This is a genomic window from Streptomyces sp. NPDC004134 (assembly GCF_042874195.1).
GTDB lineage: Bacteria > Actinomycetota > Actinomycetes > Streptomycetales > Streptomycetaceae > Streptomyces.
Genome location: NZ_JBIAMS010000002.1, coordinates 131,345 through 144,437, shown reverse-complemented (window position 1 = coordinate 144,437; position 13,093 = coordinate 131,345). Strand labels below are relative to the sequence as shown.

Sequence of the window (13,093 nt, the reverse complement as noted above, 5' to 3'; positions counted from 1 at the left end):
CGTACGAACCGGGCCGGAACCCGGCCTCCGGCGTGCGCGCCCGGCGGGTGACAATGGACCCGGCGCACGGCGGGCGCCCGCGCGCCGGTGGGGAGGGGTCCGTATGGGCGTGCCCGCAGGGGAGCCGGATCCGGGGCTGTTCGGGCCCGCGTCCGTGACCTGGCAGTTGCACAGCGACCCGGTGATGTGGATCGCCGGGGTCCGCGCGCTCTACCTCCAGGCGCTGCACCCGCGCGCCGTCCGCGGCGTCATGCAGAACTCCGACTTCCGCGCCGACGCCTGGGGCCGGCTCATGCGCACCGCCGCCTTCGTCGGCACCGTCACCTACGCCGCCGCCCCCGCCGCCGAACGCGCCGGCGCGCGCGTCCGCGGCATCCACCGCCGGCTGCGCGCCGTCGACCCCGCCACCGGCGAGGGCTACCGCGTGGACGAGCCCGCGCTGCTGCTCTGGGTGCACTGCGCCGAGGTCGGCTCCTACCTCGACGTAGCCCGCCGCTCCGGCCTGACGATCCCCGACGCGTACGCCGACGCCTATCTACGCGAACAGCGCACCGCCGCCCGCCTCGTCGGCCTCGACCCGGCCGCCGTCCCCGGCGACACCGCCGCGCTCGCCGCGTACTTCGCCGGCGTGGCCCCCGAACTGGCCGCCACCCCCGAGGCAGCCGACGTCGACGACTTCCTGCGCCGCCCGCCCGTCAACGCGCTCCTCGTCCCCGCCCGCCGCCTGCTCTGGCGCCGGGTCGCCGGCCTGGCGTACGCCACGCTGCCGCCGATCGCGCACGAGCTGTACGGCCGCCCCGCGCCCCCGCCCGCCGTGGTCGACCGCAGGCTGCGCGCGACGGCCGCGCTGCTGCGCGCCGTCCCCGCCGGGCTGCGCTGGCGGCTGCCGCCGCGAAACATACTGAAAGCCATGGACCGCCTCGGTCCCACATCGCGGCCCTCGCCTTCCACGCTCGTACGAACGGCAGCCATACTGGACGAGTCGGGGGATAAGGCCACGGGTAACAGCCACGAGTGACGACGAGGCGGCGGCAGCGACAGCGGGGGCGGCAGGGGGAGATGGCGGAGACCAGGCTGATCCAGGGCCGCTACCGGCTGCTCGAACTCCTCGGCCGCGGCGGCATGGGCGAGGTCTGGCAGGCCCGCGACGAGTCCCTGGGCCGCCGCGTGGCCGTCAAGTGCCTGAAGCCCGCGGGCCAGCACCGGCAGGGGCACCCGCTCTCCACGGCGATACAGGAGCGCTTCCGCCGCGAGGCCCGCGTCGCGGCGCTGCTCCAGCACCGCGGCGTCACCGTCGTGCACGACTTCGGCGAGGACGAGGGCGTGCTGTACCTCGTCATGGAGCTGCTGCAGGGCCGCAACCTCAGCCAGTTGCTGGAGGCGGGCGGGCACCGGCCGCTGCCGGTCGAGGAGATCATCGACATCGCGGAGCAGGTCGCGGCGGCGCTCGCGTACACCCATGACCAGGGCGTGGTGCACCGGGACCTGAAGCCCGCGAACATCATGCGCCTCGGCGACGGCACGGTGAAGATCCTCGACTTCGGCATCGCGCGCCTCGCGCACGACATCGGCTTCACCTCGCGCCTCACCGGCGCGGGGGGCATGGCGATGGGCACGCCGCACTACATGTCGCCGGAGCAGATCTCCGGCGGCGGGGGCATCGACCACCGCAGCGACCTGTACTCGCTGGGCTGCGTGCTGTACGAACTCGCCACCGGCGTCCCGCCGTTCGACATGGACGACGCCTGGGCGATCCTCGTCGGCCACCGCGACACCCCGCCGGAGCCGCTGCGCACGCACCGCCCGGAGATCCCCGAGCCGCTGGAGCGGGTGGTCCTGGACCTGCTGGCGAAGGCGCCGGAGGACCGGCCGACGGACGCGGGCGACTTGTCGACGCGGCTGCGGGGAAGCCGCGCCGCGGCGGAGGCCGCGGGCCGGGGCAACGGCGCGGGGCAGGGCAGTGGAGGAGGCCGGGAGAGCGGGGAGGGCTGGGGGAGCCGGGAGCACGGCAGCCACCGGGAGAGCGGGGAGGTCGGCCAGGCCCGGGAGAGCGGGGCGGCTTCGAGGGAGAGCCGGGAGAGCCGGGGGAGCCAGGGGAGTGGTGCGGCCGGGTTGCCGGCGTGGACGGCGGGGCTCACGGCCGGCGCCCGCTCGGTACGCGCGCTCCGCACGACCCCGGCGCACGGCCGCCCGGAGGACGCGCTGCTACGCACCTGGCCCCCGACGAACGGCACGCCCCCGCCCACGTGGCCGGAACGGGGCACGGGCCCGGGCATCCCCACGAACGGCACCTACGGCCCGGCCGGCGGCACGCCGGGCCCGGCCACCGCCTACGCCCCCGGCCCACCCTCGCCGTACGGCTCCGGCCCCGGCGGTCCGCACCGCCCGGGAGGCGCCCCCGACGCCGGGCCCGGCCCCGGCGCACACACGCCCGGTGGCGGTCACGGCTCCGCCGGGGCGTACGGCTCCGGCGGCGTCCCGAGCGTGCACGGGCCCCTCCCCGACAACTCCGGTGCCCCCACCGGGCATCACCCCTTCTCCCACGCGCCCCCCTCCTCCCACACCCCGCCCCACTCCACCCACCCGCCGCACCCCTACGCGCCCCCCACCACCCAGCCCGGCCGGCCCGCCACCCCCCAGCACGTCCTCGACGCCTTCGCCGGGCGCCACGACGCGGCCGTCAGCCTCGCCCGCCTCGGCCGCTGGGAGGAAGCCGCCGCCGCCCACCGCGCCCTCGGCGCCGAACGCGGGGCCGCGCTCGGCGGCGACCACCCCGACACGCTCGCCTCCCGCCACCAGACCGGCCTGTGCCTCGCCCGGCTGGGCCGCACCGCCGAGGCGCTGGAGGAGTTCAGGACCGCCGCCGCGGGCCGGGAGCGGCGGCTGGGCCGGGAGCACGTCGACACGCTCGCCGTCCGGCAGGAGACCGCGTACGCCCTCGGCCAACTCGGCCGGCACGCCGAGGCGCTGGAGGTCTACGGCGGCGTGCTCGCGGACCGCGAGCGGACCATGGGCTACGAACACCCCGACACCCTGCGCTGCCGCCACAACCTCGCGTACACCCTCAGCCGCCTCGGCCGCTACGAGGAGTCCTACCGCGTCGCCAGCGAGGTCACCGCCGTCCGCACCCGCGTGCTCGGCGCCGACCACCCCGACACCCTCGTCACCCGCTACGAGGTCGGCCACGCGCTCGGCAGCCTCGGCCACTGGGAGCAGGCCCTCGCGACGTACCGCGAGGTCGCCGCCGCCCGCGCCACCACCCTCGGCCGCGATCACCCCGAGACCCAGGCCGCGCGCTACGAGGCGGGCATCTGCCTGGGCCGCCTCGGCCGGCACGAGGAAGCCCTCGACCACTACGAGACCCTCATCGCCGACCGCACCCAGACCCTCGGCACCCGCCACCCCGAGACGCTCCGCGCCCGCCACATCCGCTGCGTCACCCTCGGCCGCCTCGGCCGCTGGCAGGAGGCCCTGACGGAGGCCCGCGAGGTCACAGCGGTACGCGAACGGGCCCTCGGCCCCGAACACGCGGACACCCTCGCGGGCCGCCGCGAGATCGCCGTCGCGCTGGGCTGGCTGAACCGCTGGGCGGAGGCGCTGACGGTCCACCGCGAGGTCGCCCGCGCCCGCGAACGCACCCTGGGCGCGGCCCACTCGGAGACCCTGTCGAGCCGCCACGACGAGGCCCACTGCCTGGAGCAACTGGGCCGTACCGGAGAGGCGGCGGAGGTCTACCGCCTGGCAGCGTCCCGCCGCGCGTCGGGCTGAGAGGGACCCGGCGGCCCGGCGCCCCGGCGCCGGGGCAGCCCGGCCGTGCGTCCCGTGCGCGGGGCACGTGCGAGTGCCGACGGCCTGCGGCGCCTCCACCCCGGCGGTCCTCGCCGCTCCATCCGCCCGGCCCCCCGGCGTCACGCACGGGTCGTATGCGGCCCGGCCGGCGCACGTCCGGCCCCGTTCCCTGGCACCGCCGGCCGCTCACCCTCCCGCGCCAAGGTCCGGCGGGCACCGAGCCTCGCCCCTCTCTCCACCGCACGACCCCTGCACCCCCACCCCCCCCCCCCGGTCGCCGACCGCAGGGCGCCCCGTGTCCCTCTGGCCCGCCGCGATCTTCCGTGTTACCAAGAGCCATGTCCCTCCGTAGCAGCTACGACGCCGTCGTCGTCGGCGGCGGCCACAACGGGCTCGTCGCCGCCGCATACCTCGCCCGCGCCGGGCGGTCCGTGCTCGTGCTGGAGCGTCTGGACCACACCGGCGGTGCCGCCGTCTCCGCCCGTACGTTCCCCGGCGTCGACGCCCGGCTGTCGCGCTACTCGTACCTCGTCAGCCTCCTGCCCCGCGCCATCGTCGACGACCTCGGGCTCGGCTTCGCCGTGCGCAAGCGCGCCGTCTCCTCCTACACCCCCGCCGTCCGCGCCGGCCGCCCCACCGGGCTCCTGGTCGAGACCGGCGCCGGTGCCGTCACCCGGGAGTCCTTCGCCGCCCTGACCGGCGGGGACCACGAGTTCGACGCCTGGCAGCGGTTCTACGGCATGACGCAGGACGTCGCCCGGCGCGTCTTCCCCACCCTCACCGAGCCCCTGCCCACCCGCGGCGAACTGCGCGCCCGCATCGGCGACGACGACGCCTGGCGCGCGCTCTTCGAACGGCCGCTGGGCGAGACCGTGGAGGAGACCTTCGCCGACGACCTCGTGCGCGGCGTCGTGCTCACCGACGGGCTCATCGGCACCTTCGCCTCCGCCCACGACCCGTCCCTCGCCCAGAACCGCTGCTTCCTCTACCACGTCATCGGCGGCGGCACCGGCGACTGGGACGTCCCCGTCGGCGGCATGGGCGCCTTCACCGACGCCCTCGCGACCGCCGCGGGCGCGTCGGGCGCCGAGATCGCCACCGGGCACGAGGCGGTCGCCCTGTATACGGACGGAGAGCGGGCGGAGGTCACGTACCGGAACGCGGACGGGGAAGGGACCGTCGCCGCGCGCACCGTGCTCGTCGGCGCCTCACCCGCCGCCCTCGCCGAACTCCTCGGCGACGACCCGCCGCACCCCGCCCCCGAGGGCGCGCAGCTCAAGGTGAACATGCTGCTGCGGCGCCTCCCGCGGCTGCGCGACGAGAGCGTGGATCCCCGGCAGGCGTTCGCCGGTACGTTCCACGTCGCCGAGGGCTACGCGGACCTGGAAACCGCCTACCGGGAAGCGGCCGCCGGCGGGCTGCCGCAGGCGCCGCCGTCCGAGATCTACTGCCACTCCCTGACCGACCCGTCGATCCTCGCCGACGACCTGGTCCGCGACGGCTACCAGACCCTCACCCTCTTCGGCCTCCACACCCCCGCCCGCCTCTTCGCCGCCGACAACGACGCCACCCGCGACGAGCTGCTGCGCGCCACCCTCGCCCAGCTCGACGCCCACCTCGCCGAGCCCTTGGCCGACTGCCTCGCCACCGACGCCGAGGGCCGCCCCTGCATCGAGGCGAAGACCCCGCTCGACCTGGAGCGCGACCTGCGGCTCCCGGGCGGCAACATCTTCCACCGCGAGCTGGCGTTCCCGTACGCGACGGAGGAGACGGGCCGCTGGGGCGTGGAGACACAGCACGCGAACGTGCTGCTGTGCGGGGCGGGCGCGGTGCGGGGCGGGGGAGTGAGCGGGATCCCCGGCCACAACGCGGCGATGGCGGCGCTGGGCAGATAGCGCGGGGGCGCGTTCGATGCGGTACGCGCCGGGCGCGGGGGCCGCCGCGAAGCGGCCCCCGCGTCCCCGCCTGCCCTCAGTCCCCCGAGGCGGTCCAGCCGTCCGGCTCCACCCGCTCCGCGTCCCCGCGCCGCCCGTCGTCGAAGAGCACCCGGCGCCCGTCCGTGACCCGTACGTCGTCCACGTACACCCCGCGGCCCACGTACTGCCGGTCCGTCACATACCGCCACCGCAGCCGCACCGGCCGCCCGCGCCACGCGCCCAACCCGGCCGACGCCCGGTGCCACACCCGCCCGGACCACCCGTCCGCCGTGCCCTCCGCGTGCTCCCGCACACCCCCGCCCCGCGGGCGGCGGGTCGTGAACGGCACCGGTTCCCAGCTCCCGCCGTCGTCCGCCGACGCCTCCAGGTACACCTTGTCCCACTGCGGCTCGGTGTCCCACCACAGCGCGAACTCCAGCGCCGCCGCCGCGTCCCGCACCGTCACCTCGGGAAGCGTCAGCGTCGACGTCTTCTGATTCGCCGTCCCGCTGAACCACGCCGTGCGCCCGTCCTCCGGCCGTACGGCCACCGCACGCGCCAGGTTCGTCCCCGCCGCCACCCGCGGCGCGCTGCCGCTGCGCCAACTGCGTACCGGATGGACGGAGTTGCCGAGGAGGACGAGGAAGGTGTCGGTCGTCGGGTCGATGACCAGCGCCGTGCCGGTGAAGCCGGTGTGCCCGGCGGACTCCGGGGTGGCCATGGCGCCCATGAACCAGTGCTGGTACAGCTCGAAGCCGAGCCCGTGCTCGTCACCCGGGAAGTCGGTGTTGAAGTCGGTGAACATCAGCTCCACCGACTCCCGCTCCAGGATCCGCGTCCGCCCGTACACCCCGCCGTTGAGCAGGGTCCGGCAGAGGATCGCCAGGTCCCACGCGGTGGAGAAGAGCCCGGCGTGCCCGGCGACCCCGCCGAAGGAGTACGCGTTCTCGTCGTGCACCTCCCCCCGCACCATCCCGCGGTCCAGCCCCGACCACGGCTTGCGCGCGTCCTCGGTGGCTGCGACGCGGGGGAGCCAGGAGGCGGGCGGGTTGTAGCGCGTGTGGTCCAGGCCGAGGGGGCCGGTGATCTCGTCGGCGAGGAGGCGGTCGAGGGTCTTGCCCGTGATCTTCTCCAGTACGAGCTGGAGGCTGATCAGGTTGAGGTCGGAGTACAGGTACTTGGTCCCCGGCGGGTTCACCGGCGCCTCCCGCCACAGCCGGGCGAGCTTGGCCTCCCAGGTCGGCTCGGCGTACAGCGGGATCCAGGAGGTGAACCCGGAGGTGTGGGTCAGCAGTTGCAGGATGGTGACGTCCTGCTTGCCCGCGGCGCCGAACTCGGGGAGATAGGAGGCCACGGACGCTTCGAGCGTGAGAGCACCGCGCTCGATCTGCTGCACGGCGAGGAGGGAGGTGAAGAGCTTGGAAACGGAAGCGAGGTCGAAGACGGTGTCCATCGACATGTCGACCTGCTGCTCCGGCGGCAGCTCGATCCCCGTGTCGGTCGCCTGGTCGTACCGCTCGTAGCGCACGGCCTTCCCGATCGCCCGTTCCAGCGCGACCGTCCGCCCCCGCCCGGCGAGAATGACGGCCCCCGCGTACCACGGATACTTCGGCGAGGGCCCGAGGAACGTCTCGGCATCGGCGACGAGTTGCCGCAGATGCGGCTCCAGCAGCCCGGCCCGGGCGGCGCTGCCGCGCCGCAACGTGGGCGCACCGGACGATGCCTCTGCGGCGTGAGCGGGGAGTCCGGTGGAACCGGGGACCACGAAGAGCGCACCTCCAGTAGCAACGACACCGGCGGCGAAGCGCCGCCTGCCCAACTGACCCGTCATGATCCCAACCCCTCCTGAAAGAATCCTTCCGAACGCGCGGGAACGGTGAAACTTTCTGCCAGGGGGTCCTGCCTGTCAAGATCCGGCGCACAACGACGGTTGTAGGCGCGGCAAATGGACTATTGGGAGTACCGGGCCATCTGTGCTGACTACTGTCGGTTGTCGACCGATGACACAGGAGGTACCGGTGGTGGCGAACTCCGACGAACAGTGGGTACGGCAGGATCCGTCCCACTCCACCCGCGCATTCTTCGGCGACGAACTCCGCTACTACCGGGAGGCCGCCGGACTCAGCACGAAGCAACTCGCCGACATGCTCTTCGTCAGCACCTCCATGGTGGGCCACATGGAGGTGGGCCGCCGGCGGATGCAGCCGGAGATCGCCGAACTGGCGGACCGGGTGCTGGAGACGAACGGGTTCTTCGCCAGGCGATGCAACGACGCGAGGCCGGCGGGCATCGCGAACCACTTCGCGGAGGCGTACGACGCGGAGCAGCGGGCGGTACGGATCAGGGAGTTCTCGGCGTTACTGGTGCCGGGGCTGCTCCAGACGGAGAAGTACGCGAGGGCGGTGTTCCGGGCGTCGCACCCGGTGCGGCCGGAAGACGAGTTGGACCATTTGGTGCGGGCTCGCCTTGCGCGTGCACGGATCCTCGACAACCACAGGACTCCCGAGTACGAGGTCCTGTTCGACGAATCCGTACTCCACCGACCGGTCGGGGGCGGGCCCGTGATGGCCGCGCAATTGCGGCATCTGGTGAACCTGGTCCGCAACCACCGTGTGCGCGTACACGTCGTGCCGTATGCGATCGGCGGCCACGCGGCGCTGACCGGTCCACTCCGCCTCCTCACCTGCATGGATGAGCCTCCCATGGCATACGTGGAGGGTTTGTCGAGCGGAAGGCTCCTGGACGAGCCCGTGGTCGTGGCTCACCATGAGGAGGTCTACGCACGGCTGTTGGTCGAAGCCTGGCCGTGCAAAGCCTCCCTGGAGCGGATCGAATCCGCGGCGAAGGAGCTGGATGACCACCCGAGACTGGCGCAAGAGTAGCCACAGTGGCGGCGACGGCGGTAACTGCGTCGAGGTCCACGACGGCCACCCCGACCGTCTGCGCGTCCGCGACAGCAAGGACCCCCAGGGCCCACAGCTCGCCTTCACCCCCGACGGCTGGACCGCGTTCGTGTCCGCCGTCAAGACCGGCGAGTTCGGCGACGTCTGAGAACGAGGCGGGTGGCTCCCGGGCCATCCGCCCGGCGCGCTCTCACTCCGGTACGAGGCAGAACGGATGCCCGGCCGGATCCTCGTACACGCCCCAATCGCCCTCGTCCCGCAGGACCTTCGCGCCGTTGGCCAGCGCGTCGCGCTCGGCCGCTGCCATGTCGTCAACGGCGATGTCCAGGTGCATCTGCTGCGGGTAGGCCGGGTCCGGCCACCGGGGTGGGCGGTGGTCGTGGGCCCGCTGGAAGCCCAGCACCCCGCCGTCGGGCAGGTGCAATGTCGACCAGTCGTCATCGAGGGACCACCGCGGGTCCGCTCGGTCGACTTCCCCGCCGAGAAGGGCTTGGTAGAACGCGGCGAGTTCCCGGGGCCGCGGACAGTCCAGCACGATGCACTGCAAACTGCGCGTCATCCCGCGACCTTACAAGCCGCGGTACTCCCAGGTCGGCCGTTGGAGCTGGGCGTTGTGCACGACGATGTCGGCGTGGTCGGTGGGGCGGGCGGTGGCGAAGTAGAGCTGCTGGGCGGGGATGTAGCGGTCGCGCCAGGACCGTTCGATGTCGGCGGCGGACCCGGCCGGCGCCGTACCTCGTACCCGGGCGCGAACGACCGTCTCCTCGAAGGGGACGGACACGAAGATGCGCAGGTCCCATCGGTCGAGGAGTTCCGGGCGCAGGAGGAAGACGCCGTCGAAGAGCAGGACGGCGTCCGCGGGGGCGGTCATCGGCGGCGGGGACGACGCCGTATCGGTATCGCTGTCGTAGACCGCGTGCCGGAACCTGCGGTCTCCGCCCGGGCCCAGCGGATCGAGCAGGACCCTGCACAGCGCCGCGCGATCGTGGGCGTCGAAGTAGCAGCCTTCGGCGGAGTACCGGCCACGCCGGTAGCGCTGGGCGCGGGGGACGAGGAAGTCGTCGATGGTCGCGCGGATGACGTGGCGGCCCTGCTCGCGTAGGACGGCGGCGAGTTCGTCGGCAAGCGTGGTCTTGCCGGCGGCGGGCGGCCCGTCGATGGCAACCCGCAGCGGATGCACGGTCGCGACGGACCTGACCGCCCCGGCCAGCCGACTGATCAACTCACCCCGGGTTCCTCGGTTCCCTGCTGGCTCTCTCACAGTGTCCCTGTCTAGCATCACGCGCGCGTCCGCAGCCCTGATGCGGCGGCCGCGGCCTGATAGCCTCCGCGGGTGTTCATCGTGATGTTCATCTGACGGTCCTGGGTCACTCCCGCCCAGGTTCTGATCCGTTGAGGGTGCTCCTTCGCACGCCTCCGGACTTCGGCAACCGTCAGACTTCCGCGACCGCGCCTCGACGCCGGTCGCGCATCACCGGAGATCCCTCGTGTTTGCAGTGCTTCTGCTTCCTGGCGCGCTCCGCGCCTTCATCCCCGCATTGATCGGCCGGTCCGCTCTGGCCATGTGCGGGCTCGCCCTCCTCTTTGCCGTCGAGCAAAGTACGGGTTCCTACACACAAGCCGGCTTCGCGACAGCGGTGTTCGGAATCGCGAACGTCATCGCCGCGCCCTGGCGCGCCCGGGGCGTCGATCGGTTCGGGCAGCGCATCGTGCTCAACGCGATGGCGACGGCCCAGGCCGTGGGGTACGCCGCTCTCGCGCTCCTCTCGGGCGCGGAGGGAGTCGCGGCCGGCTGGTTTCTCGTGCTCAGCGCAGTCGTCGGCCTGACGACGCCACCGCTGGGTGCGGCGATGCGAACGATCTGGGCGTCGCTCACGACGACGGAGGGCGACCGGACGAAAGCATTCAGTGTCGACGCAGTGTGCGAAGAACTCCTCTTCGTCGGTGGCCCCGTGGTCATTACCGCGATCATCGTGGCCACTTCTCCCGGCACCGGCCTCTGGGTGACCGCGGTGGCGGTCACCATCGGCACCGTCGCCATGACGTCCAGCGCGTCTTCGGGTGCGCTTCGCGGCACACGTGGGGGAGCCGCGCGAGAGGACCGCCCGCTGAACCAGCCGGGTTTCGCGCGGGTGCTCGTCGTCCTCCTGGGAGTCGGCGGCGTGCTCGGCGTCGCCGAGATCGCCGCACCGGCAGTGGCCGCCGAACATGATGCGGTGACGGTCGCGGGCTGGCTGCTGGCGGCCTTCGCGGGTGGCAGCGCCCTGGGAGGACTCGTCTACGGACAGATGAAGTTCACGTCGGGACTCGGGCCACGACTGTTCGCCCTGTGCCTCTCGATGGGGTTCGCCGCGGTCCTCGCGTCGCAAATGGACACGCTGGGGCTGTTCGCCGCCGGCCTCGCGGTCGTCGGCCTCTTCGTCTCGCCGTCCCTCATCACCGGATACCTCGTCGCCGACACCATCGTTCCGGAAAGGAGCCGGACGGAGGGGTCGACCTGGATCAACACCTCCCTCAACCTCGGTGCCTCCCTGGCGTCCGCAGGAGCAGGAATCGTCATCGACCGTTCCGGTGCATGGCTGGCTCTTTTCCTCGGGGGCGTGATCGTTCTCGCGCTCGCCCCGGCCGTGCCGTTCGCACGACTGCGCGAAGGACTCAGGGGCGATCCGCTCAGCGCCGGGTGATCAGCGGTTCCCATTCCTGGGGGGTGTTCTCGTACCGGGGGCCCGTGAGCGGGATCTTGTCGCGTCCCGCGGGGTCGGTCAGGATCAGCCGCTCGCCGGTGCCCCGCGTGCAGTTCCGATCCGGCGAGCACTCCCAGCGCACCAGGCGCCCGCTGCCGGCCCACGCGAGGATCATGCTCCCGCTCGACCCGGGGACCGTCCGGCCGGTCCGTGTCTCCTTCACGGCCGCCGTCCAGGCGTCGCCCACCGTGGAGTAGCGGCCGTCCGGTGACACGCCGGCCGGCGCCTGGTCCAGGCCCTCGTACGGCGGGGCCTTCGCTCTTGCCCGGCCTTCCAGGTCGTACCAGGTCACGATGGCGCCGCCCGGCGCTCCCAGAACCCTCAGCGAGGTGCCGTCCCGGCTCCACCGCACGTCCATACGGCCGAGCCCGACGGACTTCCCTTCCATATCGACGTTCATCGGACGGTATTCCTTCCGGCCCGAGTCGACGTCGACGAGGTAATAGCCGGTCCTCGCATGGGACGCGTACCGATCGAGGTCACCGGTCTCGACATCCGGGTATCCGCGGTACGCGGTCACCACCAGCCGCTTTCCGTCCGGCGACCACTGCACCCCGCCTGCCTCGTGCTGGAGCGGGATCCACTTCGTCACCTTCCCGGTGTCCAGATCGAGGATTCCCACCCGGGACGCGGGCAGCGTCTTTTCCAGCACGGCTGCCTGCCGCATCCCGGGGGCGACGTCCAGCCAGCCCCAGCGCGTCTTCTCGTACTGCTGCGTCCCGGGGTCGTGCAGGTACCAGGTGTACGTGGTCCGCTCGACCCCGTTCTCCTCCACGGTGCTCCGGTCCGCCTGGTACGCGGACACCGCGACGTCCCCGGCGGCGATCAGATGGCGCGGCGGGGACTCGCGCGGGTACGCGGACACGTCGTCGCCGATCATCCGCCCCGGCTCGGGGTGGCCCGACCGGTCGAGCTCCGCCAGCACCGGCACCGTGACTCCGCCCACCAGCAGCACGAAGGTGGCGGCCGTCACGGTCACCGCGGTCACCCGGCGCCGGCGGCGCCGCAGCAGGGCCCGGTGCGCCAGGTCCGGGCCGGGCGGGGGAGGTGTCTCCTCGGCCCACTCGCGCAGGGTGTCCTGCAGCAGCCGGTCAGCGTTCATTTCCACACCTCCGAGGGTGAGTTGCCGAATTCGGGGCCGCGGGAGCCGGCGCCGGGGTCCAGCTCGGGCACCAGCTTGCGCAGTTTGGCCAGTGCCCGGTGCGTCGTGCTGCGGACCGTGCCCACCGAGCAGCCGAGCAGCTCGGCCACCTCTTTCTCGGGGGAGTCCTCGAAGTAGCGGAGGACCAGCATGGCGCGCTGGTGTGGGGTGAGCCGGGCCAGCGCCCGGCGTATCTGGATCCTCAGTTCCGCGGCGTCGGAAGGGTCCTCGCGCACGGCATCGGGGAGTTCGGCCACCGTGGTCTCGCGGCGCGTGCGTAACAGCCGCCACAGGCTCACCTGCTGCCGGTAGAGCACCTGCCGCAGATACGCCTCGGGACTCTCCAACCTGCCCCACCGAGCCGCCGCCTTCGCCAGCGCGGTCTGCAGCAGATCCTCGGCGGCGTGGACGTCGCCGCCGGTCAGGAGGGTCGCCGTACGCATTAGCGCGGGCGAGCGCGCCGCGACGAACTCGCGGAAGCGGCGCTCTTCCTCATCATTCATGGTTCCCCGTGTTCGGTCGTCCTCGGCCCGTGGTCGCCTGTCACCTCCTTGGACGCGTGCTGGACCGCCCCGCTATGCCGGGCCCGTCGAAAAAGTT

General features: G+C 73.2%; 11 protein-coding genes. 6 read left to right on the top strand and 5 right to left on the bottom strand.

Going from position 1 to position 13,093, the window contains the following annotated elements; genetic code table 11:
* Window positions 1-103 precede the first annotated feature (103 nt).
* The 3 genes from ACFYVJ_RS03860 (at window position 104) to ACFYVJ_RS03850 (ending at window position 5,684) form a co-directional block, all read left to right on the top strand.
* Window positions 104-1,018, top strand: coding sequence for an oxygenase MpaB family protein (locus tag ACFYVJ_RS03860; protein WP_388886345.1), 915 nt, complete (start codon window positions 104-106; stop codon window positions 1,016-1,018).
* Between the two features lie 41 nt (window positions 1,019-1,059).
* On the top strand, window positions 1,060-3,768 hold the full coding sequence (locus tag ACFYVJ_RS03855; RefSeq protein ID WP_388886343.1) for a tetratricopeptide repeat protein: 2,709 nt from the start codon (window positions 1,060-1,062) through the stop codon (window positions 3,766-3,768).
* A gap of 359 nt (window positions 3,769-4,127) precedes the next feature.
* Window positions 4,128-5,684, top strand: a complete 1,557-nt coding sequence (locus ACFYVJ_RS03850; protein ID WP_388886341.1) for a phytoene desaturase family protein — start codon at window positions 4,128-4,130, stop codon at window positions 5,682-5,684.
* 76 nt (window positions 5,685-5,760) lie between these two features.
* On the opposite strand, the gene ACFYVJ_RS03845 is transcribed toward ACFYVJ_RS03850, so the two are convergent.
* Window positions 5,761-7,536 carry a serine hydrolase gene (locus tag ACFYVJ_RS03845; protein ID WP_388886339.1) on the bottom strand — a complete coding sequence of 592 codons (1,776 nt, stop codon included), beginning with the start codon at window positions 7,534-7,536 and terminating at the stop codon, window positions 5,761-5,763.
* Between the two features lie 169 nt (window positions 7,537-7,705).
* Between ACFYVJ_RS03845 and ACFYVJ_RS03840 the strand changes: the two genes are divergently transcribed.
* Both ACFYVJ_RS03840 and ACFYVJ_RS03835 read left to right on the top strand, forming a co-directional pair.
* Window positions 7,706-8,587, top strand: coding sequence for a helix-turn-helix domain-containing protein (locus ACFYVJ_RS03840; protein ID WP_388886338.1), 882 nt, complete (start codon window positions 7,706-7,708; stop codon window positions 8,585-8,587).
* Complete coding sequence (locus tag ACFYVJ_RS03835; protein ID WP_388886337.1) at window positions 8,559-8,756, top strand: DUF397 domain-containing protein; 198 nt, start codon at window positions 8,559-8,561, stop codon at window positions 8,754-8,756. Before ACFYVJ_RS03840 ends, ACFYVJ_RS03835 begins: the two co-directional genes overlap by 29 nt.
* 42 nt (window positions 8,757-8,798) lie before the next feature.
* On the opposite strand, the gene ACFYVJ_RS03830 is transcribed toward ACFYVJ_RS03835, so the two are convergent.
* Window positions 8,799-9,167, bottom strand: coding sequence for a VOC family protein (locus tag ACFYVJ_RS03830; RefSeq protein WP_388886335.1), 369 nt, complete (start codon window positions 9,165-9,167; stop codon window positions 8,799-8,801).
* Between the two features lie 9 nt (window positions 9,168-9,176).
* Window positions 9,177-9,830, bottom strand: a complete 654-nt coding sequence (locus tag ACFYVJ_RS03825; RefSeq protein ID WP_388886333.1) for a cytidylate kinase family protein — start codon at window positions 9,828-9,830, stop codon at window positions 9,177-9,179.
* A gap of 265 nt (window positions 9,831-10,095) precedes the next feature.
* On the opposite strand from ACFYVJ_RS03825, the gene ACFYVJ_RS03820 reads away from it, so the two are divergent.
* The gene (locus ACFYVJ_RS03820; RefSeq protein WP_388886331.1) at window positions 10,096-11,292 is read left to right on the top strand and encodes an MFS transporter; all 1,197 of its coding nucleotides are present in this window, start codon (window positions 10,096-10,098) and stop codon (window positions 11,290-11,292) included.
* Here the strand turns inward: ACFYVJ_RS03820 and ACFYVJ_RS03815 are convergent.
* Window positions 11,279-12,454, bottom strand: a complete 1,176-nt coding sequence (locus ACFYVJ_RS03815; protein WP_388886330.1) for a hypothetical protein — start codon at window positions 12,452-12,454, stop codon at window positions 11,279-11,281. The two genes, ACFYVJ_RS03820 and ACFYVJ_RS03815, sit on opposite strands and share 14 nt — an antisense overlap.
* A complete protein-coding gene (locus ACFYVJ_RS03810; RefSeq protein WP_388886328.1) occupies window positions 12,451-12,996 on the bottom strand; it encodes a SigE family RNA polymerase sigma factor in 546 nt (181 codons plus the stop codon). The genes ACFYVJ_RS03815 and ACFYVJ_RS03810 overlap by 4 nt, the downstream gene beginning before the upstream one ends.
* Between the last annotated feature and the right edge of the window lie 97 nt (window positions 12,997-13,093).

Bases quoted from the DNA above. Each gene is read 5' to 3' on its own strand.
- ACFYVJ_RS03860 (WP_388886345.1), top strand. From the start codon at position 104: ATGGGCGTGCCCGCAGGGGAGCCGGATCCGGGGCTGTTCGGGCCCGCG.
- ACFYVJ_RS03855 (WP_388886343.1), top strand. From the start codon at position 1,060: ATGGCGGAGACCAGGCTGATCCAGGGCCGCTACCGGCTGCTCGAACTC.
- ACFYVJ_RS03850 (WP_388886341.1), top strand. From the start codon at position 4,128: ATGTCCCTCCGTAGCAGCTACGACGCCGTCGTCGTCGGCGGCGGCCAC.
- ACFYVJ_RS03845 (WP_388886339.1), bottom strand. From the start codon at position 7,536: ATGACGGGTCAGTTGGGCAGGCGGCGCTTCGCCGCCGGTGTCGTTGCT.
- ACFYVJ_RS03840 (WP_388886338.1), top strand. From the start codon at position 7,706: ATGACACAGGAGGTACCGGTGGTGGCGAACTCCGACGAACAGTGGGTA.
- ACFYVJ_RS03835 (WP_388886337.1), top strand. From the start codon at position 8,559: ATGACCACCCGAGACTGGCGCAAGAGTAGCCACAGTGGCGGCGACGGC.
- ACFYVJ_RS03830 (WP_388886335.1), bottom strand. From the start codon at position 9,167: ATGACGCGCAGTTTGCAGTGCATCGTGCTGGACTGTCCGCGGCCCCGG.
- ACFYVJ_RS03815 (WP_388886330.1), bottom strand. From the start codon at position 12,454: ATGAACGCTGACCGGCTGCTGCAGGACACCCTGCGCGAGTGGGCCGAG.
- ACFYVJ_RS03810 (WP_388886328.1), bottom strand. From the start codon at position 12,996: ATGAATGATGAGGAAGAGCGCCGCTTCCGCGAGTTCGTCGCGGCGCGC.